Here is a 21807-nt window from a genome sequence, read left to right on the forward strand (position 1 = left end):
TTAGATCGAGTGGTACGTCACACCGTCGTTCTAAAGCAGCAGAATCTTGCCAGCCTGTTAAAATGCCCGCCCTTTTGAACAACGACTCCCTGATTTCTGTATGTCCCGACTCAATCCCCGGCAGCAAGAAGCCGTGAACTACGTCGGCGGCCCTCTATTGGTGCTCGCCGGTGCTGGCTCCGGCAAGACCAGCGTGATCACCCGCAAGATCGCGCACCTGATCCAGAACTGCGGCATCCGTGCCCAGTACATCGTCGCCATGACCTTTACCAACAAGGCCGCGCGCGAAATGAAAGAGCGTGTCGGCACGCTGCTCAAGGGCGGCGAAGGCCGTGGCCTCACGGTGTGTACCTTCCACAACCTGGGTTTGAACATTATCCGCAAGGAGCATGCGCGGCTGGGCTACAAGCCGGGCTTCTCGATCTTCGACGAGACCGATGTGAAGTCGCTGATGACTGACATCATGCAAAAGGAATACGCAGGCGACGACGGCGTGGATGAGATCAAGAACATGATCGGCGCCTGGAAAAACGACCTGATCCTGCCGCCCCAAGCCCTGGAAAACGCGCGCAACCCCAAGGAGCAGACCGCCGCCATCGTCTACACCCACTACCAGCGCACGCTCAAGGCGTTCAACGCGGTGGACTTCGACGACCTGATCCTGCTGCCGGTAAAGCTGTTCGAGGAACACGCCGACATCCTCGAAAAATGGCAGAACAAGGTGCGCTACCTGCTGGTGGACGAATACCAGGACACCAACGCCAGCCAATACCTGCTGGTGAAAATGCTCATCGGCACGCGCAACCAGTTCACCGTGGTAGGCGACGACGACCAGTCGATCTACGCCTGGCGTGGCGCGCGCCCGGAAAACCTGATGCTGCTCAAGGATGACTACCCATCCCTGAAAGTGGTGATGCTGGAGCAGAACTACCGCTCCACCAGCCGTATCCTGCGTTGCGCCAACGTGCTGATCTCCAACAACCCCCACGAGTTTGAAAAACAACTGTGGAGTGAGATGGGCCATGGCGACGAGATCCGCGTGATCCGCTGCCGCAACGAAGACGCCGAAGCCGAACGCGTGGCCGTGGAAATCCTCAGCCTGCACCTGCGCACCGACCGGCCCTACAGCGATTTCGCGATCCTGTATCGCGGCAACTACCAGGCCAAGCTGATCGAGCTGAAGTTGCAGCACCACCAGGTGCCGTATCGCCTGTCAGGCGGCAACAGCTTTTTCGGACGCCAGGAAGTAAAAGACCTGATGGCCTACTTCCGGCTGATCGTGAACCCGGATGACGACAACGCCTTTCTGCGCGTGATCAACGTGCCGCGTCGGGAAATCGGTTCGACTACCCTGGAAAAGCTCGGCAACTACGCCACCGAACGCAAGATCTCGATGTATGCCGCCACCGACGAAATCGGCCTGGGCGAGCACCTGGACACGCGCTTCACCGATCGCCTGTCGCGCTTCAAGCGCTTCATGGACAAGGTACGCGAGCAGTGCGCCGGCGAAGACCCGATCAGCGCACTGCGCAGCATGGTCATGGACATCGACTATGAAAACTGGCTGCGTACCAACAGCTCCAGCGACAAGGCTGCGGATTACCGCATGGGCAACGTCTGGTTCCTGATCGAAGCGTTGAAAAACACGCTGGAGAAGGACGAAGAAGGCGAGATGACCGTCGAAGACGCCATCGGCAAGCTGGTGTTGCGCGACATGCTTGAGCGCCAACAGGAAGAAGAAGACGGTGCCGAGGGTGTGCAGATGATGACCTTGCATGCATCAAAAGGCCTGGAATTCCCTTACGTGTTCATCATGGGCATGGAAGAGGAAATCCTCCCGCACCGCTCCAGCATTGAAGCTGACACCATCGAAGAAGAACGGCGCCTGGCCTACGTGGGCATTACCCGCGCACGTCAGACACTGGCCTTCACCTTCGCCGCCAAGCGCAAGCAATACGGCGAGATCATCGATTGTGCGCCCAGCCGGTTCCTGGATGAACTGCCACCGGACGATCTGGCCTGGGAAGGCAATGACGACACCCCGACCGAGGTGAAGGCCGTTCGCGGCAACACCGCCTTGGCGGACATACGCGCGATGTTAAAGCGCTAGAATCGACTACTTTTTAATCTACTTTCGGCGCACACCGCGCCATTAGAGGAAGCTTTCCGTGGAAGCACTGCACAAGAAAATTCGCGAAGAAGGCATCGTGCTTTCCGATCAGGTCCTCAAGGTTGACGCCTTTTTGAACCACCAGATCGACCCGGCGCTGATGAAGTTGATCGGCGACGAATTCGCCGCGCTGTTCAAGGACTCGGGCATCACCAAGATCGTCACCATCGAAGCATCGGGTATTGCACCGGCGATCATGACCGGCCTGAACCTCGGCGTGCCGGTGATCTTCGCGCGCAAGCAACAGTCCCTGACGCTGACCGAAAACCTGCTGTCGGCAACGGTGTACTCCTTCACCAAGAAAACCGAAAGCACCGTGGCCATCTCCCCGCGCCACCTGACCAGCAGCGACCGCGTGCTGGTGATCGATGACTTTTTGGCCAACGGCAAAGCCTCCCAGGCGCTGATCTCGATCATCAAACAAGCGGGCGCAACCGTTGCCGGTTTGGGGATTGTGATCGAGAAGTCGTTCCAGGGCGGCCGCGCGGAGCTGGATGCGCAGGGTTATCGGGTTGAGTCGCTGGCGCGCGTGAAGTCGTTGGCCGGTGGCGTCGTCACCTTCATCGAGTAATCACTGCCTGAACTCGATTAAAAATGTGGGAGCTGGCTTGCCAGCTCCCACATTTGATTTTTGGTGCCTGTCAGTGCGCGGTGGCCTGCAGGCCGGCGAGCAGCAAGCGCTGATACAAATCCTCTTTCAACCCCTCCGGCTGATCCAGCCGCATCCGCTTCAAATGCTCGGGAAACGCCTCCGGCTCCGGTGCATCCAGCGCCGCCCGGCCCAATTCCAGAATCTCCGTCAGCTTGAATTTGCTCTTGAGCCAATTCAGTGCGCGCAACAGATCCCGCTCCTCATCGGTAAAATCAGTGCCTAACGGATACTCGGGGAACAACCGGCGATGCCGCGCCTGAATGCCCTTGAGCCGCTCCGGCGTATTCTCAGTAAAACGTGGGTCCAGTTCGAAGTCCTTGGGCAGCTTGCCCGCTTTTTGCGCCTGTTCGATCAGGTCGCTCTGGAAGCGCGAGTCGGTGATATTCAGCAGTGCCTCGATCACCTTGGCATCTGTCTGACCACGCAAGTCGGCGATTCCGTATTCGGTGATGACGATATCCCGCAGGTGCCGTGGGATGGTGCAGTGCCCGTACTCCCAGACGATATTGGAACTGACCTCACCCGCCGACTCGCGCCAGCTGCGCAGAATCAGGATCGAACGCGCGCCTTCCAGTGCATGGCCTTGCGCAACGAAGTTGTACTGCCCGCCCACGCCGCTGAGTACGCGACCGTCTTCAAGCTGGTCGGCCACGCCCGCACCGAGCAGCGTCACCATGATCGCGCTGTTGATAAAGCGCGCATCCAGGCGTTGCAGACGCTTGAGTTCTTCCTGCCCGTACAGCTCGTTGATGTAGCTGATTCCGGTCATGTTGAATTCAAGGCGTTTGGCATGAGTCATTTCCTGCAAACGCTGGTAAAAGCTGCGCGGCCCGAGGAAGAAAGCGCCGTGAATGGAAACGCCGTCGGGCTGCGCGGCGTCATCCAGGGTGCCGGCGTTGGCCTGCTGCTGGGTCGCCACATCCGGGTAGACCTTGCGCCGAATAATCCCGGCATCGGCCAGCACCAGCAGGCCGTTGACGAACATTTCGCTGCAGCCATACAGGCCACGCGCAAAGGGTGCGACCCCGCCTTCGTGGCTGATCAAAGGCGCCCACTGGTACACATCCAGGTCCGTCAGCAGCAACCGATAGGCTTCGTTATCAGCCTGGCGCGCCAGCAAGGCGGCGGTCAGCGCATCGCCCATCGAGCCAATGCCAATCTGCAACGTGCCGCCATCGCGCACCAGGGTGCTGGCATGCAAGCCGATAAAGTGGTCTTGAAAGCCGACCGGCATATTCGGTGTGGAGAACAGCGTAGTGCTGTCCTTCTCGTCGATCAGGTAGTCGAAGGCATCCATGCCCAGTTCGGCATCGCCGGGCATATAGGGCAAATCGCTGTGAACCTGGCCGACGACGAGGATGGTTTCGCCTGCTTCGCGGCGCTTGGCGATCATGGGCAGCAAATCGAGGGTGATATCGGGGTTGCAGCTCAGGCTCAGCCGGTCGGGGTGCTCGGCGCTGCTGGCGACCAATTGCGCCACCAGGTTCAAGCCGGCGGCGTTGATATCGCGGGCGGCATGGCTGTAGTTGCTGCTGACGTAATCCTGCTGCGCCGACGCGCTGTGCAGCAGGCTGCCTGGCTGCATGAAGAATTGCTGCACGCGGATGTTCTTTGGCAGGCTGTCCTTGTGCAAATCCGCCAGGAAATCCAGCTCGGGATAGTCGCCGAATACCCGTTCGATAAAGGGTTCGAGAAAGCGCTTCTGCAACCCGTCACCCATGGTCGGGCGGCCCAGGGCCAGTGCGGTGTAGATCGTCAGCTCGCGCTCCGGCAGCTTGGCGATACGCCGGTACAGCGCATTGACGAACAGGTTGGGCTTGCCCAGGCCGAGCGGCATGCCCATGTGGATATGCGCCGGCAAGCGCGCCAGTACGTCGTCAACTGCTTGCTCGATTGAACACAACTGCACCATCCGACCCTCCTGAACATTCCGTGATTAGGGGTTGGACCGAGCTTGCCGGGTCTTTGCTGCAATGAACAGCATCGAAGTACAAATCGCGGGCACAAAAAAGCCGCTGGTCAGCGGCTTTTTGGCGAAGATCGGTTTATTTAAGCCCCGACATCTTCTCGATTGCGCCCTTAAGCTCGGCATCCGAGCAATCGGCGCAGGTGCCTTTAGGCGGCATGGCATTCAGGCCGGTGATGGCCTTGGCCAGCAAGCCATCGAGGCCGCCTTGATGATCGGCGCGGTCTTTCCAGGCCGCGGTGTCACCGATTTTCGGCGCGCCCAGCAAACCCGTGCCATGGCACGCATTGCAGTGCTTGGCAATCACCTCATCCGGCGTCTTCGCCCCGCCGCCGCCGCCCGCAGCCACCGCAACCTCCATCCCTTTGCATTCCTGGCCCTGGACACACACCTGGCCGACAGGCTCCAGGCGCTTGGCAATCTCATCATTGGTCGCAGCTTGAGCGCTGACAGCCCATAGGGCCAGTACGGTTGCTGGTGCAGCCAGCATTTTCATAATTAGGTTCACGCGTTCACCCTCAATGGTGGCTATTCACGCCTGCGGCCACGGTTTCGCAGGCGGCGAAAGTATAACGGTTAGCCCGTCAGGCCGAAACAACCCTATTAAATAAAGGGAGATTCGGCCGCACGGTTACAGCGACGGGTGTGTCTGCAACGCTGGCAGCACGCATCTTCTGTCAAAAGTTCGCGGGTGTGGCTGCGCTGATTAGTCGCGCCGGCACGTCGAACGGGTTGCGAAAACGATGCGGCTTGGTGCTTTCAAAGTAGTAGCTATCGCCAGCTTCGAGCACAAAAGTTTCAAGGCCGACCACTAACTCCAAACGACCTTCCACCAGAATCCCGGTTTCTTCGCCTTCGTGGGTGAGCATTTCTTCGCCCGTGTCGGCGCCCGGCGGATAGATCTCGTTGAGAAACGCGATCGCCCGGCTGGGGTGCGCGCGACCCACGAGTTTCATGGTGACGGCGCCGTCCGAGATGTCGATCAGCTCATTGGCTTTATAGACGATCTGCGTCGGTTTTTCCTGGAGGATCTCCTCGGAAAAGAACTCGACCATGGACATGGGGATGCCGCCCAGCACCTTGCGCAAGGAGCTGATCGAGGGGCTGACACTGTTTTTTTCGATCATCGAAATGGTGCTGTTGGTGACACCCGCGCGCTTGGCGAGCTCACGCTGGGAAAGACCTTTGAGTTTACGGATGGATTGCAGTCGTTCGCCGACGTCCAATGCAGGAGCCTCCTAGGATTCAGGCTTTGTTGTAATTGAGCGTTATCATGGCGACAGCGTTCAGTATTTACAACACTTGGGCCTAAATCCCGCAGGGCTCTGCTCGTAGGCGCGGCTTAAGCCCCGGAATAGAGCCTTGGCACGCGGCGCAGGTTGCAGAAGATCTGGTAGGGAATGGTCTCGGCAGCCGCCGCGACGTCACTGGCAAGGATATTTTTGCCCCACAGCTCCACGGTAGAGCCGAGCCCGGCCTGAGGCACGTCGGTAAGGTCAACGCAGAGCATGTCCATGGACACGCGGCCCAGCAACTGGCTGCGCTGGCCTGCCACCAGCACCGGCGTGCCGGTCGGTGCATGGCGCGGGTAGCCGTCGGCATAGCCCATGGCAACCACGCCGATGCGCATCGGTTTTGGCGTAATGAACTTGGCGCCATAACCGATCGGCTCACCGGCCGGCAGTTCACGCACGCAAATAACTTTCGATTCCAGGGTCATCACCGGCTGCAAACGTGCGGCAATGGCCTGGTCTTCACCAAACGGCGTGGCGCCGTAAAGCATGATGCCTGGGCGCACCCAGTCGCTGGACATATTCGGCCAGCCCATCACCGACGGCGAATTACGCAGGCTGACCTCGGCCGACAACCCTTGGCGCGCCGCTTCAAACACCGCCACTTGCTCGTCACTGCGCACGCAATCGAGTTCATCGGCACGGGCGAAGTGGCTCATCAGTACGATCTTGGCCACTTTGCCGCTGGCGAGCAGGCGCTGGTACGCCTCGTGGTAATCCTTGGGGTGCAGGCCCACCCGGTGCATGCCCGAGTCGAGCTTGAGCCAAATGGTCAGCGGTTTGCTCAGCCGGGCTTGTTCGATAGCTTCCAACTGCCACAACGAATGCACCACGCACCACAGATCATGTTCGATGATCAGCGGCAGTTCGCCAGCTTCGAAAAAACCTTCCAGCAGCAATACCGGCGCACGAATCCCGGCAGCCCGCAGCTCCAATGCCTCCTCGATGCACGCCACCGCAAAGCCATCCGCCTCGGCTTCCAGCGCCTGGGCCACACGTACGGCACCATGGCCATAGGCATCCGCCTTGACCACGGCGAGGGCTTTGGCCCCGGTGACTTCACGGGCCAGTTGGTAGTTATGGCGCAGGGCTTGGAGGTCGATCAGGGCACGGGCAGGACGCATGGCGGCAGGCTTCTAGGCGGTAATGTGAAGAAAAACCGGCACCGACCAACGACGTCGGCGCCGGGAGAGGGATCTTGGTTTAAGGCAGCGCCGCCACGACGGACAGCTCTACCAGGATTTGCGGTTCGCACAGCTTGGCCTCAACCGTCGCACGGGCCGGGGCCACGCCTTTAGGCAGCCACTTGTCCCACACCGCGTTCATGCCGGCGAAATCGGCGTCGATGTCTTTGAGGTAGATCGTCACCGACAGCAACTTGGTTTTGTCGGTGCCGGCCAGGTCCAGCAAACGCTCGATATTGGCCAGGGTTTCGCGGGTCTGCTGTTCAATCCCGGCATTCATGTCGTCGCCGACTTGGCCTGCCAGGTACACCGTACCGCTGTGAACAACGATCTGGCTCATGCGCTCATTGGTGAGCTGGCGCTGGATTGACATGTTTTGCGGACTCCTGATGGTTGCTGCCGTAACGGGAAATATCGAGACCTTCGGCGCTGATCTGCGGCGTCTTTTTCGCCATCAGGTCAGCCAGCAAACGGCCAGAGCCACACGCCATGGTCCAGCCCAGAGTGCCGTGGCCGGTGTTCAGGAACAGGTTCTTGAACGGGGTGGCACCGACAATCGGCGTGCCGTCGGGCGTGGTCGGGCGCAGGCCGGTCCAGAAACTGGCTTCGGACAAATCGCCGCCCTGAGGATAAAGGTCGTTGACGATCATCTCCAGGGTTTCACGTCGACGAGGGTTCAGCGACAGGTCAAAACCGGCTATTTCAGCCATGCCGCCGACGCGGATGCGGTTGTCGAAACGGGTGATAGCGACCTTGTAGGTCTCATCCAGAATGGTCGAGGTCGGCGCCATCGCCGGGTTGGTGATCGGCACGGTCAGCGAGTAACCCTTGAGCGGGTAGACCGGCGCCTTGATCCCCAGCGGTTTGAGCAGCTTGGGCGAATAGCTGCCCAGGGCCAGCACGTAGCGGTCGGCGGTTTCCAGCTTGCCATCGATCCACACGCCATTGACGCGGTCACCGGCGTAGTCGAGGCGCTGGATGTTCTGTTCGAAACGGAATTCCACGCCCAACTGCTTGCACATGTCCACCAGACGCGTGGTGAACATCTGGCAGTCGCCAGTCTGGTCGTTGGGCAGGCGCAGGGCGCCGGCGAGGATATCGGTGACGCTGGCCAGGGCTGGCTCTACGCGGGCAATGCCGGCACGGTCGAGCAGTTCGAACGGTACGCCGGATTCTTTCAATACGGCGATGTCTTTGGCTGCGCCATCCAATTGCGCCTGGGTGCGGAACAACTGCGTAGTACCAAGGCTGCGGCCTTCGTAGGCAATGCCGGTTTCGGCGCGAAGTTCGTCAAGGCAGTCACGGCTGTATTCGGACAGGCGCACCATGCGCTCTTTGTTCACCGCATACCGGCTCTGCGTGCAGTTGCGCAGCATCTGCGCCATCCACAGGTACTGATCGATATCGGCGGTGGCCTTGATCGCCAATGGCGCGTGGCGTTGCAGCAACCACTTGATGGCCTTGAGCGGCACGCCTGGCGCGGCCCATGGCGAGGCATAACCCGGCGACACTTGGCCTGCGTTGGCGAAACTGGTTTCCATGGCAGCGGCGGGCTGACGGTCGACCACAACCACCTCAAAGCCGGCCCGCGCCAAATAGTAGGCACTGGTCACCCCAATGACGCCGCTACCCAAGACCAGAACGCGCATTTTTATATCCTCATCACGGGCTTAGCCGCTGACGTGTGTTATTCGAGCAATGATGGGCGCAGTGTAAAAAACAATGACCAGTGCATTTCACTATATAAATGCCTATATTTGGCGACAATTCTCGGCAAAAACCCTTTTCACAGAGGCGTATCCCCTATGCGTACCAACACCCAGACCAAGCGGGAGCTGGACAAGATCGACCGCAATATCCTGCGCATCCTGCAAACCGATGGGCGCATTTCGTTCACCGAGCTTGGGGAAAAGGTCGGGCTGTCGACCACGCCGTGCACCGAGCGGGTACGCCGCCTGGAGCGTGAAGGGATCATCATGGGCTACAACGCGCGGCTCAACCCGCAGCATTTGAAGGGGAGTTTGCTGGTATTTGTCGAGATCAGCCTGGATTACAAGTCGGGCGACACCTTTGAGGAGTTCCGCCGCGCTGTGTTGAAGTTGCCGCATGTGCTGGAGTGTCACCTGGTTTCAGGCGACTTCGACTACCTGGTGAAGGCGCGGATTTCCGAGATGGCCTCGTACCGCAAATTGCTCGGCGATATCTTGCTCAAACTGCCGCATGTGCGCGAGTCCAAGAGCTATATCGTGATGGAAGAGGTGAAAGAGAGCTTGAACCTGCCGATCCCCGACTGACCAAATGACACAATTCAGTCAAATGTGGGAGCAGGCAAGCCAGCTCCCACATTTTTTTGATCCAGTACATCCCTCAGACCAGTACCTGTCGGGTGCTCGCCATGTACTCATGAATCTGTTTTTCCACCCGAGGGTGAATCAACTCCACCGGCCGCCGCCCATTGGGGCACGGCAACGTCTTGGTAGTGCCAAACAGCCGGCAGATCAGCGGCCGCTCGTCATACACCGTGCAGCCGTTCGGCCCCAGATGCACGCAGTTCAGCTCGTCCATGGCCGCATCCTGCTCGGCGGCAGTCTTGCGTGGCAGGCGCGACATTTCCTCGGGCGAGGTAGTCACCGGCCCACAGCAGTCGTGGCAGCCGGGGACACACTCGAACGAAGGAATCTGCCTGCGCAGCGCGCTGATTTTCTGGCTGTTGCAACTCATCGAAACACTTACCGAACGGCGAATAGGCATGGATTCTGACGCAAAACGCCCTGCGCAGACAGCTTCGTCCGACCGCTGTATCCTGCGTCAAATTTTCCAAACAGGGATGCTCCCCATGACCGCCAGCGCCCGGCACACCGCTTCCTACTACGCTGCCAGCAGCGTTTCACAGCCCGATTACCCGGCGTTGATGGGCGAAGTGCGCGCCGACGTGTGCGTGATTGGCGGCGGCTATTCCGGCCTAAACACAGCGCTTGAGCTGGCCGAACGCGGCTTTAGCGTGGTGCTGCTGGAAGCGCGCAAGATCGGCTGGGGCGCCAGCGGCCGTAACGGCGGGCAGTTGATTCGCGGCGTCGGCCACGGCCTGGAACAGTTCAGCAACGTGATCGGCAGCGATGGCGTGCGCCAGATGAAGCTGATGGGCCTGGAAGCCGTCGAGATCGTGCGCGAGCGCATCGAGCGCTATCAGATCCCCTGCGACCTGACCTGGGGTTACTGCGACCTCGCCAACAAACCCCGCGACTTGATCGGCCTGGCCGAAGACGCCGAAGAACTGCGCAACCTCGGCTATCGCCATGAAGTGCGTGTGCTGCAAGCCAGTGAAATGGGCAGCGTGATCGGCTCCGAGCGCTATGTGGGCGGCATGATCGACATGGGCTCAGGGCACTTGCACCCATTGAACCTGGCCCTCGGCGAAGCCGCCGCCGCGCAGCAATTGGGCGTGAAGCTGTTTGAGCAGTCCGAAGTCACGCGCATCGACTACGGCCCAGAGGTCAACGTGCACACGGCCAATGGCAACGTGCGCGCCAATACCCTGGTGCTGGCCTGCAATGCCTACCTCAACGGCCTGAACCCGCATTTAAGCGGCAAGGTGCTGCCCGCCGGCAGCTACATCATCGCCACCGAACCCTTGAGCGAGGCCCAGGCCGCCAGCCTGCTGCCGCAGAACATGGCGGTGTGTGATCAACGCGTGACCGTGGATTACTTCCGCCTGTCCGCCGACCGCCGCCTGCTATTCGGCGGTGCCTGCCACTATTCCGGGCGCGATCCCCAGGACATCGGCGCCTATATGCGCCCCAAAATGCTCAAGGTCTTCCCGCAATTGGCGGACGTGAAGATCGACTTCCAATGGGGCGGCATGATTGGCATCGGCGCCAACCGCCTGCCGCAGATCGGCCGGCTGGCCGATCAACCCAATGTGTATTACGCCCAGGCGTATGCCGGCCACGGGCTCAACGCCACTCACCTGGCAGGAAAGCTGCTGGCCGAAGCCATCAGCGGCCAACAGCAAGGGCGCTTTGATTTGTTCGCCCAAGTGCCGCACATCACCTTCCCCGGCGGCAAACATCTGCGCTCGCCGCTGTTGGCGCTGGGGATGCTCTGGCACCGCTTCAAAGAGCTGCTGTGATCAGTCACGCCAGAAGGGTTTCAAACCTTCCTGGCGCGCTTGTTCGACGGTCAAACCGACGTCACGCAGTTGCTCTTGGGTCAGGTGCAGCAAGGCTTTGCGCGTGTGGCGGCGGTGCCAGAACAGACTCCAGCGGCTGACATCGCGCGGCGCCTTCGCCTGTTCCTGCCCTGCCTGCAATTCCTGACTGTGTAACATCAGCCGCACATCGCTCATGCCGTTCATCTTGTTGCCCCTCATTTGCCTGTTGCCATGAGTGACTAGGATGGGCGCACGAGCAAAACCATTACAGATTCAACCCATCTTTATTAAATCCATACAGATACTGCCCAGGAAGGGCTGAATCCTGTATTTTGCGCCTATCTGTACTGGTCCCCTCGGAGCGATCACCATGACCCTTTACGTCAACCTCGCCGAATTACTGGGCACGCGCATCGAGCAAGGCTTCTATCGCCCCGGCGATCGCTTGCCGTCCGTGCGGGCTTTGAGCGTGGAACACGGGGTGAGCCTGAGCACCGTGCAACAAGCCTATCGCTTGCTGGAAGACAACGGCCTGGCGATGCCCAAGCCCAAATCGGGCTATTTTGTGCCGGCCGGACGTGAGCTGCCGGCGCTGCCGGAAGTCGGGCGCCCAGCACAACGCCCGGTGGAAATCTCACAGTGGGACCAGGTACTGGAGCTGATTCGCGCCGTGCCGCGCAAAGACGTCATACAGATGGGCCGTGGCATGCCAGATGTATTGTCGCCGACCCTGAAGCCTCTGCTGCGCAGCCTGGCCCGTGTGAGCCGACGCCAGGATCTGCCGGGCCTGTACTACGACAATATTCTTGGCTGTATGGAGTTGCGCGAGCAGATCGCCCGACTGTCTCTGGATTCCGGCTGCCAGCTGACTGCCGAAGATATTGTCATCACCACCGGCTGCCATGAGGCGCTGTCCGCCAGCATCCACGCGATTTGCGAACCTGGGGATATCGTCGCGGTTGATTCACCCAGCTTCCACGGCGCCATGCAAACCCTCAAAGGTTTGGGCATGAAGGCCCTGGAAATCCCCACAGATCCCATCACCGGCATCAGCCTTGAAGCGCTGGAGCTGGCGCTGGAACAGTGGCCGATCAAGGTCATCCAACTGACGCCCAACTGCAATAACCCGCTGGGCTACATAATGCCCGAGGCACGCAAACGCGCACTGCTGACCCTGGCCCAGCGTTTTGACGTGGCGATTATTGAAGACGATGTGTACGGCGAATTGGCCTACAGCTACCCGCGCCCACGCACGATCAAATCCTTCGACGAAGATGGCCGCGTGCTGCTGTGCAGCTCGTTCTCGAAAACCCTGGCGCCGGGCCTGCGCATCGGCTGGGTCGCGCCGGGGCGTTATCTGGAACGGGTGCTGCACATGAAATACATCAGCACCGGTTCCACGGCGACGCAGCCGCAGATCGCCATCGCCGAATTTCTCAAGAACGGCCACTTCGAACCACATTTGCGGCGCATGCGCACGCAATACCAGCGTAATCGCGACTTGATGCTCGATTGGGTCAGCCGTTATTTCCCCGCCGGCACTCGTGCCAGCCGGCCCCAAGGTAGCTTCATGCTATGGGTGGAGCTGCCGGAAGGCTTTGATACCTTGAAGCTCAACCGCGTGCTGGTGGAACAAGGCGTACAGGTGGCGGTGGGCAGCATCTTTTCCGCCTCCGGCAAATACCGTAATTGCCTGCGCATGAACTACGCTGCCAAGCCAACGCCACAGATCGAAGAGGCAGTGCGCAAGGTCGGGACCGCCGCGATGAAGATGCTCGCTGAGGTGACCGACTGACCTTTCCCCGCAATCTGCCGTCATATCCCACAACCGCCCTGACCTGGAAGCAGTGCCCTTGATGATTCGACGGCTTTTACCGTTTTTGCTGCTGGGCGCCCTGACGCTGAGTGGCTGCGCCACGGTCGATACACCGCGCATCCCCAGCGACGCCCTGCCTGCGGCGCAATCTTCATTTGGCCGCTCGATCCAGGCCCAGGCGGCGCCGTACCAAGGTCGTTCGGGCTTTCGCCTGCTGCCCAACAGCAGCGAAGCCTTCATGGCTCGCGCCGAGCTGATCCGCAACGCCCAGAGCAGCCTCGACCTGCAGTACTACATCGTGCACGACGGCATCAGCACGCGCATGCTCGTGGATGAACTGCTCAAAGCCGCCGACCGTGGCGTGCGCATCCGCATCCTGCTGGACGACACCACCAGCGACGGCCTCGATCAGGTTATCGCCACCCTCGCCGCCCACCCGCAGATCCAGATTCGCCTGTTCAACCCGCTGCACCTGGGCCGCAGCACTGGCGTAACGCGGGCGATGGGCCGGCTGTTCAACCTGTCGCTGCAACACCGGCGCATGCACAACAAACTGTGGCTGGCGGATAACAGCGTGGCCATTGTCGGCGGGCGCAACCTGGGCGACGAGTATTTCGATGCCGAGCCCAACCTCAACTTCACCGATATCGACATGCTCAGCGTCGGCCCGGTGGCGGAGCAGCTCGGGCACAGCTTTGATCAGTACTGGAACAGCGCGCTGAGCAAGCCTATCGATGATTTCGTCTCAAGCACCCCGTCCAAGGGTGACCTGAACGCCGCCCGCGCACGCCTGCAAGATTCGCTGGCTGAGTCGCGCCAGCAGAACCACGCCCTCTACAACCGCTTGCGCACCTACCAGACACAGCCGCGCATGGACATCTGGCGCCGCGAGCTGATCTGGGCCTGGAACCAGGCGTTGTGGGATGCGCCGAGCAAGGTGCTGGCCAAGGCCGATCCCGACCCTCGCTTGCTGCTGACCACCCAACTGGCGCCGGAGCTGGAAGGCGTGAGCTATGAGCTGATGATGATTTCGGCGTATTTCGTGCCGGGGCAACCCGGGCTGGTGTATTTGACCGGGCGCGCCGATGCAGGCGTGTCAGTCAGCTTGCTGACCAATTCCCTCGAGGCCACCGACGTACCTGCCGTACACGGCGGCTATGCGCCCTATCGCAAGGCGTTGCTGGAGCACGGCGTGAAACTCTACGAGTTGCGCCGCCAACCGGGCGATACGGGCGGTGGCAGTGGCCCGCACCTGTTTCGCCGAGGCGCTTTCCACGGCTCGGACTCCAGCCTGCACAGCAAGGCAATGATCTTTGATCGGCAAAAGTCGTTTATCGGCTCGTTCAACTTCGACCCGCGCTCGGTGCTGTGGAACACCGAAGTCGGCGTACTGGTGGACAGCCCGGAGTTGGCGGAACACGTGCGCAACCTGGCGCTGCAAGGCATGGCGCCAGCGTTGAGCTATGAGGCGAAATTGCAGAATGGCCAGGTGGTGTGGGTGACCGAGGATAACGGCCAATTGCACACCCTGACGCGGGAGCCGGGCAGTTGGTGGCGCAGGTTTAATGCGTGGTTCGCCACCAGTGTTGGCCTGGAACGCATGCTGTAAGAACAACATGGGTCAACTATGGGAGCCGGGCTTGCCCGCGATGGCGGAGTGTCAGGCGCCATTTGGGCAAGCTGACACACCGCTATCGCAGGCAAGCCAGCTCCCACAGTTGATTGCATTTCAAATGCTCAGGCAGGCTGTGCGGCGCCGAATGCGCCCTGGCGCAGCAGCAACACCACCAGCCCCAGCGCCCCGGCCGCCATCAACAGCGGCAGCGCATGCCCGCTGATCCATTGACTGCCCGCCCCCGCCACCAGCGGCCCGATCAGGCAACCGATGCCCCACAGCTGCGCCACGTGAGCATTGGCGCGCACCAGCGCATCGTCGCGATAACGCTCACCGATCAGGATCAGCGACAAGGTGAACAACCCACCGGCACTCGCGCCAAAGATCACCCACACCGGCCAGATCAACTGCGTATGCAGCAGCAATGGAATCGCCAGGCTTGAGGCCAGCAGCAACACCGCGCAACTCAAGAACAAGGTGCGTCGTGGCAGGTAGTCGGCCAAAGCGCCAATGGGCAATTGCAACAGCGCATCACCGACCACCACGGTGCTGACCATGGCCAAGGCAATCTCGGCGGTGAAACCCTGCTGCAGGCAATACACCGGCAGCAGCGTCAGAATCATCGCCTCGAACGCGGCGAACAAGGCCACGGCCCAGGCAATTGCCGGCAGGGTCAGGCAGAAGCGCCACAGGTCACTGAACGTCACACTGAACGACTCGGCGGTTGGTGCGCCGGAACGCCCCAGCAGCAATAGCGGCGCGACCACCAACAAGCCAACGCCCACACAGAAGCCATAGTCATGGTCAGTGCCCAGTACGCCGAGCAGCAGCGGGCCCGACAATTGGCTCAAGGCATAACTGCAACCGTACAGCGCCACCAGGCGGCCACGCCATTGCTCGACCACCAACTGGTTGATCCAGCTTTCGCCGAGGATAAACACGATGGTCAGGATCACGCCGATCATCAGTCGCAGCACCAGCCACACCGGATAGCTTGGCAGGATCGCCAGCAAGCCGATGGAGATGGCACCGGCCCATAGGCACAGGCGCATCAGGTTGGCAGTGCCCAGCCACGAGGCCATCCGGCTGGAGACTTTGGCCCCTAACAGCACACCGAAGGCAGGCATTGCCGCCATGACGCCGATGGCGAAGCTGCCATAGCCCCAGCCTTCGAGGCGCAGGGACACCAGCGGCATGCTGACGCCCAAGGCCAGGCCGACGCTGAGGACAGAGGCCAGCACGGCGAAATAAGTCGCCCAACGCATTTCCACGCTCCTGTGGATAATTATCAAGATCACACAAAACAGTGTGGGAGCGGGCTTGGGTGGGAGCCGGGCTTGCCCGCGATGCAGGCACCTCGGTGTGTCAGTTACACCTTGGTGATGCTATCGCAGGCAAGCCAGCTACCACACAAGCCGGCTCCCACATTTGACCCGCGGTGTTGCTTACAACTTGATCCAGGTCGATTTCAGCTCGGTGTACTTGTCGAACGCGTGCAGCGACTTGTCGCGACCGTTACCCGACTGTTTAAAACCACCAAACGGTGCGGTCATGTCGCCGCCGTCGTATTGGTTGACCCACACGCTACCGGCGCGCAAGGCCTTGGCAGTCAGGTGTGCCTTGGAGATATCGGCGGTCCATACGGCTGCGGCCAGGCCATAAACGGTGTCGTTGGCAATGGCGACAGCTTCTTCGGCGCTGTCGAAAGTGATCACCGACAGCACTGGGCCGAAGATCTCTTCCTGGGCGATCTTCATGGCGTTAGTCACGCCGTCGAAAATCGTCGGCTCCACATAGGTGCCACCGGTTTCTTGCAGGGTGCGTTTGCCGCCCGCCACCAGCTTGGCGCCGTCGGCATGGCCTGCTTCGATGTACGACAGCACGGTGTTCATCTGCTGGGTGTCCACCAGGGCACCGACGTTAGTCGCCGGGTCCAGCGGGTTGCCTGGCTTCCAGCCTTTAAGAGCCTCGATCACCAGCGGCAGGAATTTATCCTTGATGGAGCGCTCGACCAGCAGACGCGAGCCAGCGGTGCAGACTTCGCCCTGGTTGAAGGCGATGGCGCCAGCGGCAGATTCGGCTGCGGCTTGCAGGTCTGGCGCATCGGCAAACACGATGTTCGGGCTCTTGCCGCCCGCTTCCAGCCATACGCGCTTCATGTTCGACTCGCCGGAGCGGATCAACAGTTGCTTGGCGATTTTTGTGGAGCCGGTGAACACCAGGGTGTCGACGTCCATATGCAGCGCCAGCGCGTTGCCCACCGTGTGGCCGTAGCCCGGCAGCACGTTCAACACGCCTTTAGGGATGCCGGCTTCAACAGCCAGGGCCGCGATGCGGATGGCAGTCAGCGGGGATTTTTCGGACGGCTTGAGGATCACCGAGTTACCGGTGGACAGCGCAGGGCCGAGTTTCCAGCACGCCATCATCAGCGGGAAGTTCCACGGCACGATGGCGCCGACTACGCCGACCGGCTCGCGGGTCACCAGGCCCAACTGGTTGTGCGGGGTGGCGGCGACTTCGTCGTAGATCTTGTCGATGGCCTCGCCGCTCCAGCTCAGGGCATTGGCAGCGCCAGGCACGTCAATTTCCAGGGAGTCGGTGATCGGCTTGCCCATGTCCAGGGTTTCGAGCAGCGCCAGCTCTTCGGCATTGGCGTTTAGCAGCGCGGCGAAACGGATCATGACGGCTTTGCGTTTGGCTGGCGCCAGGCGCGACCAGACACCGGAATTGAAGGTAGCGCGGGCATTCTCGACTGCGCGCTGGGCGTCGGCAGCGTCACAGCTGGCAACGGTGGCCAGCAAGCGGCCATCGACCGGGCTGATGCATTCGAACGTGTCACCGGAAACAGCAGCGGTGTACTCACCATTGATGTAGGCGCGGCCTTCGATCTTCAGATCCTTGGCGCGTTGTTCCCAATCGGCACGGGTCAGGGTGGTCATGCGAGTGTCCTCCTCTTATTGAATACAAGGGCCAGGTGATGTCCCCCGGCAGCCTCAAAGAATTCTTGCCCGGCCAGCCTGCTGTTCGGCTCAAGGCAGCTGCCACCCTAAACCAGCGGCTGGGGGTGTTTCAATATATTTGACATAACAGCGGTAAACGCCCTTGCGATGTTCATTTTAATAAACATAGACTTTGGCCTCTCCAACCGCAGGCCAGACGGGACACGCACATGAGCATCCAGGATATCGTCGACTTCAGCCAAGCCAACACCACCCCGGACCGCTACCGCCCGGCCGCCGAAAAAATCCTCAAGGGCGACCCCGAGCAAACCCTCTACAACCACTACAACAGCCCGTGCGGCCAGATGAGCGCCGGCGTATGGGAAGGCGAAGTCGGGCAGTGGAAGGTCAATTACAGCGAGCATGAGTATTGCGAGATTGTGCAGGGGGTTTCGGTGCTGCGTGATGCCGAGGGCAACGCAAAGACCTTGCGCGCTGGCGACCGCTTCGTGATTCCTGCCGGGTTCAGCGGCACTTGGGAAGTGCTGGAGCCGTGCCGCAAGATCTACGTGGTGTTCGAGCAGAAAGGCTGATCAGCGATCGTACCCACGCTCCGCGTGGGAATACAGCCCAAGGCACTCTGCGCCTGCTCTTGAACGCGTGACGCGGAGCGTCACAGGAGGCGTTACCACGCAGAGCGTGGGAACGATCATTTCAGGCAAAAAAAAGCCCGTCTCGTGAGAGACGGGCTTTTTTTCACAAGGAAGAAAATCAATTACTTGATTTTGCCTTCTTTGTAGATCACGTGCTTGCGAACGCGCGGGTCGAACATTTTCTTTTCGAGCTTGTCCGGGGTAGTACGCTTGTTCTTGTCGGTAGTGTAGAAGTGACCAGTACCGGCGCTAGAGATCATTCGAATCAATTCACGCATGATAGAGCTCCTTAGATCTTGCCGGCGGCGCGGATTTCGGCCAGCACGACAGTGATGCCACGCTTGTCGATGATACGCATGCCTTTGGCAGATACACGCAGGCGAACAAAACGTTTCTCTTCTTCAACCCAGAAGCGGTGATGCTGCAGGTTCGGCAGGAAACGACGACGGGTTTTGTTATTTGCGTGGGAAATGTTATTCCCAGTCACCGGACCCTTACCGGTAACTTGACAGACTCTCGACATGCCTCAGCCCTCTAAAACCACATGCCCAACCCGGCATGGGTTGGCCGCTTAATCTCTCAGTCATTTGGCGCCAGGCGCCGCGTTTCTTTAAGGGTCTTACCGGCTACACCTACAGTGAAGGAACCGGGCCCCTAGAAAAGAGCGCTGCTTTATACCAGAAAGACCCCAATGCAACAACAGCCCGTGTGTTTTTACCGGCGTAAATCTTGGCAATAGACGCCCGAACCGTTGCCAGGAGGGGCCGCTGTAACAGCCGACCACTCGTCGCACAGAATGATTTACCGCGCCCGTCGGCACACAAAAGTGCAAGGCGAAACGCGCTGAGGCGCCATCAAAACAGCATTTGCGCCAAAAGCACAGGCAAAAATGGGCTAGTCATTTATCAATCAGACCACTACGGTAGGCTTTTTCCAGACTGCACTCGCAGATGGGCCTTCGATCTGCAAAGGAAACCGAATATGCGCCTCGCTGCCCTACCGCTATTGCTCGCCCCTCTATTTATCGCGCCGCTGGCCTCTGCGGCCACCAATCTGAGCGTTTGCACCGAGGCCAGCCCCGAAGGGTTCGATGTGGTGCAATACAACTCGCTGACCACCACCAATGCCTCGGCCGACGTGCTGATGAACCGCCTGGTGGACTACGACGCCACCGCCGGCAAGCTGGTGCCAAGCCTGGCGGATAGCTGGGAAGTGTCGCCCGATGGCCTGGTGTACACCTTCAAGCTGCACCCGGACGTGAAGTTCCACCGCACCGAGTATTTCACCCCAAGCCGCACCCTCACCGCCGAAGACGTGCGCTTCAGTTTTGAACGCATGCTCGACCCGGCTAACCCGTGGCACAAGATCGCCCAGAGCGGCTTCCCGCATGCGCAGTCGCTGCAATTGCCCACACTGGTCAAGAAGATCGACGCCCTCGACCCATTGACCGTGCGCTTCACCCTTGATCACGCCGATTCCACCTTCCTCGCCGCCTTGAGCATGGGTTTTGCCTCGATCTACCCGGCCGAATACGCCGACAAGCTGCTCAAGGCCGGCACGCCCGAAAAACTCAACAGCCAACCAATCGGCACCGGCCCGTTCGTGTTTGTAAGGTTCCAGAAAGACGCCGTGGTCCGCTATAAAGCCAACCCGGATTACTTTGCCGGCAAACCGGCTGTGGATAACTTGATCTTCGCCATCACCCCGGATGCCAACGTGCGCCTGCAAAAGCTGCACCGTGATGAATGCCAGATCGCCCTGTCGCCAAAGCCACTGGATGTGGGTGAAGCCGAGAAAGATCCCGCCCTCAAAGTAGAAAAAACCCCGGCCTTCATGACCGCATTCGTCGCGATCAACAGTCAGCACCCGCCGTTGGACAAGCCTGAAGTGCGCCAGGCGATCAACTTGGCCTTCGACAAAGGCAGCTACCTCAAGGCCGTATTTGAAGGCACCGCCGAAGCGGCCAATGGCATTTACCCACCCAATACCTGGAGTTACGCCAAGGACTTGCCGGGTTATCCACAGGACATCGCCAAGGCCAAGACGCTGCTGGAGCGCGCCGGGCTCAAGAATGGCTTTAAAACCACGCTCTGGACTCGCCCCACCGGCAGCCTGCTGAACCCCAACCCCAACCTCGGCGCGCAGTTGCTGCAAGCGGACCTGGCCAAGGTCGGCATCCAGGCCGAGATTCGTGTGATTGAGTGGGGCGAACTGATCCGCCGCGCCAAAGCCGGCGAACATGACCTGTTGTTCATGGGCTGGGCCGGCGACAACGGCGACCCGGATAACTTCCTCACCCCGCAGTTCTCGTGCGCAGCGGTAAAATCCGGCACCAACTTTGCCCGTTATTGCGACCCGGCCCTGGACAAGCTGATCAGCGCCGGCAAGACCACCAGCGAACAAGGTGTGCGCAGCAAGCTCTACCAGCAGGCCCAGGCACAGATTCAGCAACAGGCCCTGTGGCTGCCATTGGCGCACCCCACTGCGTTTGCCCTGGCACGCAAGAATATCGACGGCTACCAGGTGAGCCCATTTGGGCGCCAGGATTTCTCCAAGGTCAGCGTCAAGCCCTAAGCCCTAAGCTGCAAGCCGCTTGAGGCTTGCAGCTTCAACCTTGCAGCTGCTCACACCCTACAACCATCCGTATTCCGCCATCGACAGCGGGTCGCCATCTCCCACGATGATGTGGTCGAGCACCCGCACATCCACCGATTCCAAAGCCTTTTGCAGTAATTTGGTTAATTTTCGATCAGCCGCACTTGGCTCGACGCTCCCGGACGGGTGGTTGTGGCACAGGATCAGTGCCGCCGCGTTATAAGCGAGGGCGCGCTTTACCACTTGTCGCGGATAAACGATGGCCGTGTCGATGGTGCCCTCAAATAGCGCCTCAAAGCCCAGCACCCGGTGCTTTGAGTCAAGGAACAGGCAGCCGAATATTTCGTGGGGTTCGTGGCGCAGCAAGGCCTTGAGGTACTCACGTACGGCCAGCGGGCTTTCCAGCACCGAGTCAGTGCGCAAGCGTTCGGCCATATGCCGCCGAGACATTTCCAGCACCGCCTGCAACTGGGCAAATTTCGCCGGCCCCAACCCCAACTGCTGGCTGAACAGCGTCTGGCTTGCCTCCAACAGCGGGCGCAGGCCACCAAATTGCGCCAATAGGTGGCGCGCCAGGTCGACTGCACTTCTGCCGGAAACCCCGGTACGCAGGAAGATCGCCAACAACTCCGCATCCGACAGGCTCGCTGCGCCCCATTCCAAAAGCTTCTCCCGTGGACGTTCCGCCACAGGCCAATCGCGAATACTCATCCCACCTCCCTCTGCACGTGCGCCGCTGTTGCCTGACGGTCGCTGTGTTATCTTAAGCCCTCTT

The 21807-nt window shown here is 60.3% G+C and carries 21 protein-coding genes; 8 read left to right on the forward strand and 13 right to left on the reverse strand.

Going from position 1 to position 21807, the window contains the following annotated elements; all coding sequences use genetic code 11:
* The first annotated feature begins 100 nt into the window (after positions 1-100).
* Both rep and P5706_RS31970 read left to right on the forward strand, forming a co-directional pair.
* Positions 101-2110 carry a DNA helicase Rep gene (gene rep / locus P5706_RS31965; RefSeq protein ID WP_056860818.1) on the forward strand — a complete coding sequence of 670 codons (2010 nt, stop codon included), beginning with the start codon at positions 101-103 and terminating at the stop codon, positions 2108-2110.
* Positions 2111-2168: 58 nt separating this feature from the next.
* The gene (locus tag P5706_RS31970) at positions 2169-2741 is read left to right on the forward strand and encodes a xanthine phosphoribosyltransferase (RefSeq protein ID WP_003195447.1); all 573 of its coding nucleotides are present in this window, start codon (positions 2169-2171) and stop codon (positions 2739-2741) included.
* A 70-nt stretch (positions 2742-2811) separates the two neighbouring features.
* Here P5706_RS31970 and P5706_RS31975 read toward each other — a convergent pair whose 3' ends face one another.
* The 6 genes from P5706_RS31975 to dadA form a co-directional block, all read right to left on the reverse strand.
* Entirely contained in the window at positions 2812-4734 is a 1923-nt protein-coding gene (locus P5706_RS31975; protein WP_285684431.1) for an acetyl-CoA hydrolase/transferase C-terminal domain-containing protein, read from the reverse strand.
* Positions 4735-4867: 133 nt separating this feature from the next.
* Positions 4868-5284, reverse strand: a complete 417-nt coding sequence (locus P5706_RS31980) for a c-type cytochrome (RefSeq protein ID WP_285684959.1) — start codon at positions 5282-5284, stop codon at positions 4868-4870.
* 181 nt (positions 5285-5465) lie between these two features.
* Positions 5466-6014: a cupin domain-containing protein gene (locus P5706_RS31985; protein WP_017135864.1), complete on the reverse strand. Its 549-nt coding sequence runs from the start codon at positions 6012-6014 to the stop codon at positions 5466-5468.
* 116 nt (positions 6015-6130) lie between these two features.
* Positions 6131-7204, reverse strand: a complete 1074-nt coding sequence (alr, locus tag P5706_RS31990) for an alanine racemase (RefSeq protein ID WP_285684434.1) — start codon at positions 7202-7204, stop codon at positions 6131-6133.
* Between the two features lie 79 nt (positions 7205-7283).
* Entirely contained in the window at positions 7284-7637 is a 354-nt protein-coding gene (locus P5706_RS31995) for a RidA family protein (protein ID WP_034110260.1), read from the reverse strand.
* Positions 7609-8913 (reverse strand): D-amino acid dehydrogenase, encoded by a 1305-nt coding sequence (dadA, locus tag P5706_RS32000; protein WP_200432382.1) that lies wholly within the window; start codon positions 8911-8913, stop codon positions 7609-7611. The genes P5706_RS31995 and dadA overlap by 29 nt, the downstream gene beginning before the upstream one ends.
* A gap of 156 nt (positions 8914-9069) precedes the next feature.
* On the opposite strand from dadA, the gene P5706_RS32005 reads away from it, so the two are divergent.
* The gene (locus P5706_RS32005; protein ID WP_003176896.1) at positions 9070-9558 is read left to right on the forward strand and encodes an Lrp/AsnC ligand binding domain-containing protein; all 489 of its coding nucleotides are present in this window, start codon (positions 9070-9072) and stop codon (positions 9556-9558) included.
* A gap of 73 nt (positions 9559-9631) precedes the next feature.
* Here the strand turns inward: P5706_RS32005 and P5706_RS32010 are convergent, their stop codons facing one another.
* Positions 9632-9985, reverse strand: a complete 354-nt coding sequence (locus P5706_RS32010; protein WP_016975913.1) for a YkgJ family cysteine cluster protein — start codon at positions 9983-9985, stop codon at positions 9632-9634.
* A 115-nt stretch (positions 9986-10100) separates the two neighbouring features.
* On the opposite strand from P5706_RS32010, the gene P5706_RS32015 reads away from it, so the two are divergent.
* Entirely contained in the window at positions 10101-11393 is a 1293-nt protein-coding gene (locus tag P5706_RS32015) for an NAD(P)/FAD-dependent oxidoreductase (protein WP_285684439.1), read from the forward strand.
* Here P5706_RS32015 and P5706_RS32020 read toward each other — a convergent pair whose 3' ends face one another.
* On the reverse strand, positions 11394-11618 hold the full coding sequence (locus P5706_RS32020; RefSeq protein ID WP_200432411.1) for a DUF1127 domain-containing protein: 225 nt from the start codon (positions 11616-11618) through the stop codon (positions 11394-11396).
* Positions 11619-11784: 166 nt separating this feature from the next.
* On the opposite strand from P5706_RS32020, the gene P5706_RS32025 reads away from it, so the two are divergent.
* Together P5706_RS32025 and P5706_RS32030 are read left to right on the forward strand one after the other, a co-directional pair.
* A complete protein-coding gene (locus P5706_RS32025; protein WP_200432380.1) occupies positions 11785-13209 on the forward strand; it encodes an aminotransferase-like domain-containing protein in 1425 nt (474 codons plus the stop codon).
* A gap of 61 nt (positions 13210-13270) precedes the next feature.
* The gene (locus tag P5706_RS32030; RefSeq protein WP_285684441.1) at positions 13271-14839 is read left to right on the forward strand and encodes a phospholipase D family protein; all 1569 of its coding nucleotides are present in this window, start codon (positions 13271-13273) and stop codon (positions 14837-14839) included.
* Between the two features lie 128 nt (positions 14840-14967).
* Here the strand turns inward: P5706_RS32030 and P5706_RS32035 are convergent, their stop codons facing one another.
* Both P5706_RS32035 and P5706_RS32040 read right to left on the reverse strand, forming a co-directional pair.
* Positions 14968-16110, reverse strand: coding sequence for an MFS transporter (locus tag P5706_RS32035; RefSeq protein ID WP_285684444.1), 1143 nt, complete (start codon positions 16108-16110; stop codon positions 14968-14970).
* Positions 16111-16290: 180 nt separating this feature from the next.
* On the reverse strand, positions 16291-17784 hold the full coding sequence (locus P5706_RS32040; protein ID WP_138813314.1) for an aldehyde dehydrogenase: 1494 nt from the start codon (positions 17782-17784) through the stop codon (positions 16291-16293).
* A gap of 230 nt (positions 17785-18014) precedes the next feature.
* On the opposite strand from P5706_RS32040, the gene P5706_RS32045 reads away from it, so the two are divergent.
* The gene (locus tag P5706_RS32045; RefSeq protein ID WP_200432377.1) at positions 18015-18377 is read left to right on the forward strand and encodes a cupin domain-containing protein; all 363 of its coding nucleotides are present in this window, start codon (positions 18015-18017) and stop codon (positions 18375-18377) included.
* 182 nt (positions 18378-18559) lie between these two features.
* Here the strand turns inward: P5706_RS32045 and rpmG are convergent, their stop codons facing one another.
* Together rpmG and rpmB are read right to left on the reverse strand one after the other, a co-directional pair.
* A complete protein-coding gene (rpmG, locus tag P5706_RS32050; RefSeq protein WP_003176906.1) occupies positions 18560-18715 on the reverse strand; it encodes a 50S ribosomal protein L33 in 156 nt (51 codons plus the stop codon).
* A gap of 11 nt (positions 18716-18726) precedes the next feature.
* On the reverse strand, positions 18727-18960 hold the full coding sequence (rpmB, locus tag P5706_RS32055; RefSeq protein WP_003176907.1) for a 50S ribosomal protein L28: 234 nt from the start codon (positions 18958-18960) through the stop codon (positions 18727-18729).
* 458 nt (positions 18961-19418) lie between these two features.
* Here rpmB and P5706_RS32060 point away from each other — a divergent pair, with 458 nt between their 5' ends.
* Complete coding sequence (locus P5706_RS32060; protein ID WP_285684445.1) at positions 19419-21011, forward strand: ABC transporter substrate-binding protein; 1593 nt, start codon at positions 19419-19421, stop codon at positions 21009-21011.
* A gap of 57 nt (positions 21012-21068) precedes the next feature.
* On the opposite strand, the gene radC is transcribed toward P5706_RS32060, so the two are convergent.
* The gene (gene radC / locus P5706_RS32065; RefSeq protein ID WP_200432375.1) at positions 21069-21743 is read right to left on the reverse strand and encodes a RadC family protein; all 675 of its coding nucleotides are present in this window, start codon (positions 21741-21743) and stop codon (positions 21069-21071) included.
* Between the last annotated feature and the right edge of the window lie 64 nt (positions 21744-21807).

The sequence above is a fragment of the Pseudomonas sp. ChxA genome (assembly GCF_030263855.1).
Lineage (GTDB): Bacteria > Pseudomonadota > Gammaproteobacteria > Pseudomonadales > Pseudomonadaceae > Aquipseudomonas > Aquipseudomonas fluorescens_CB.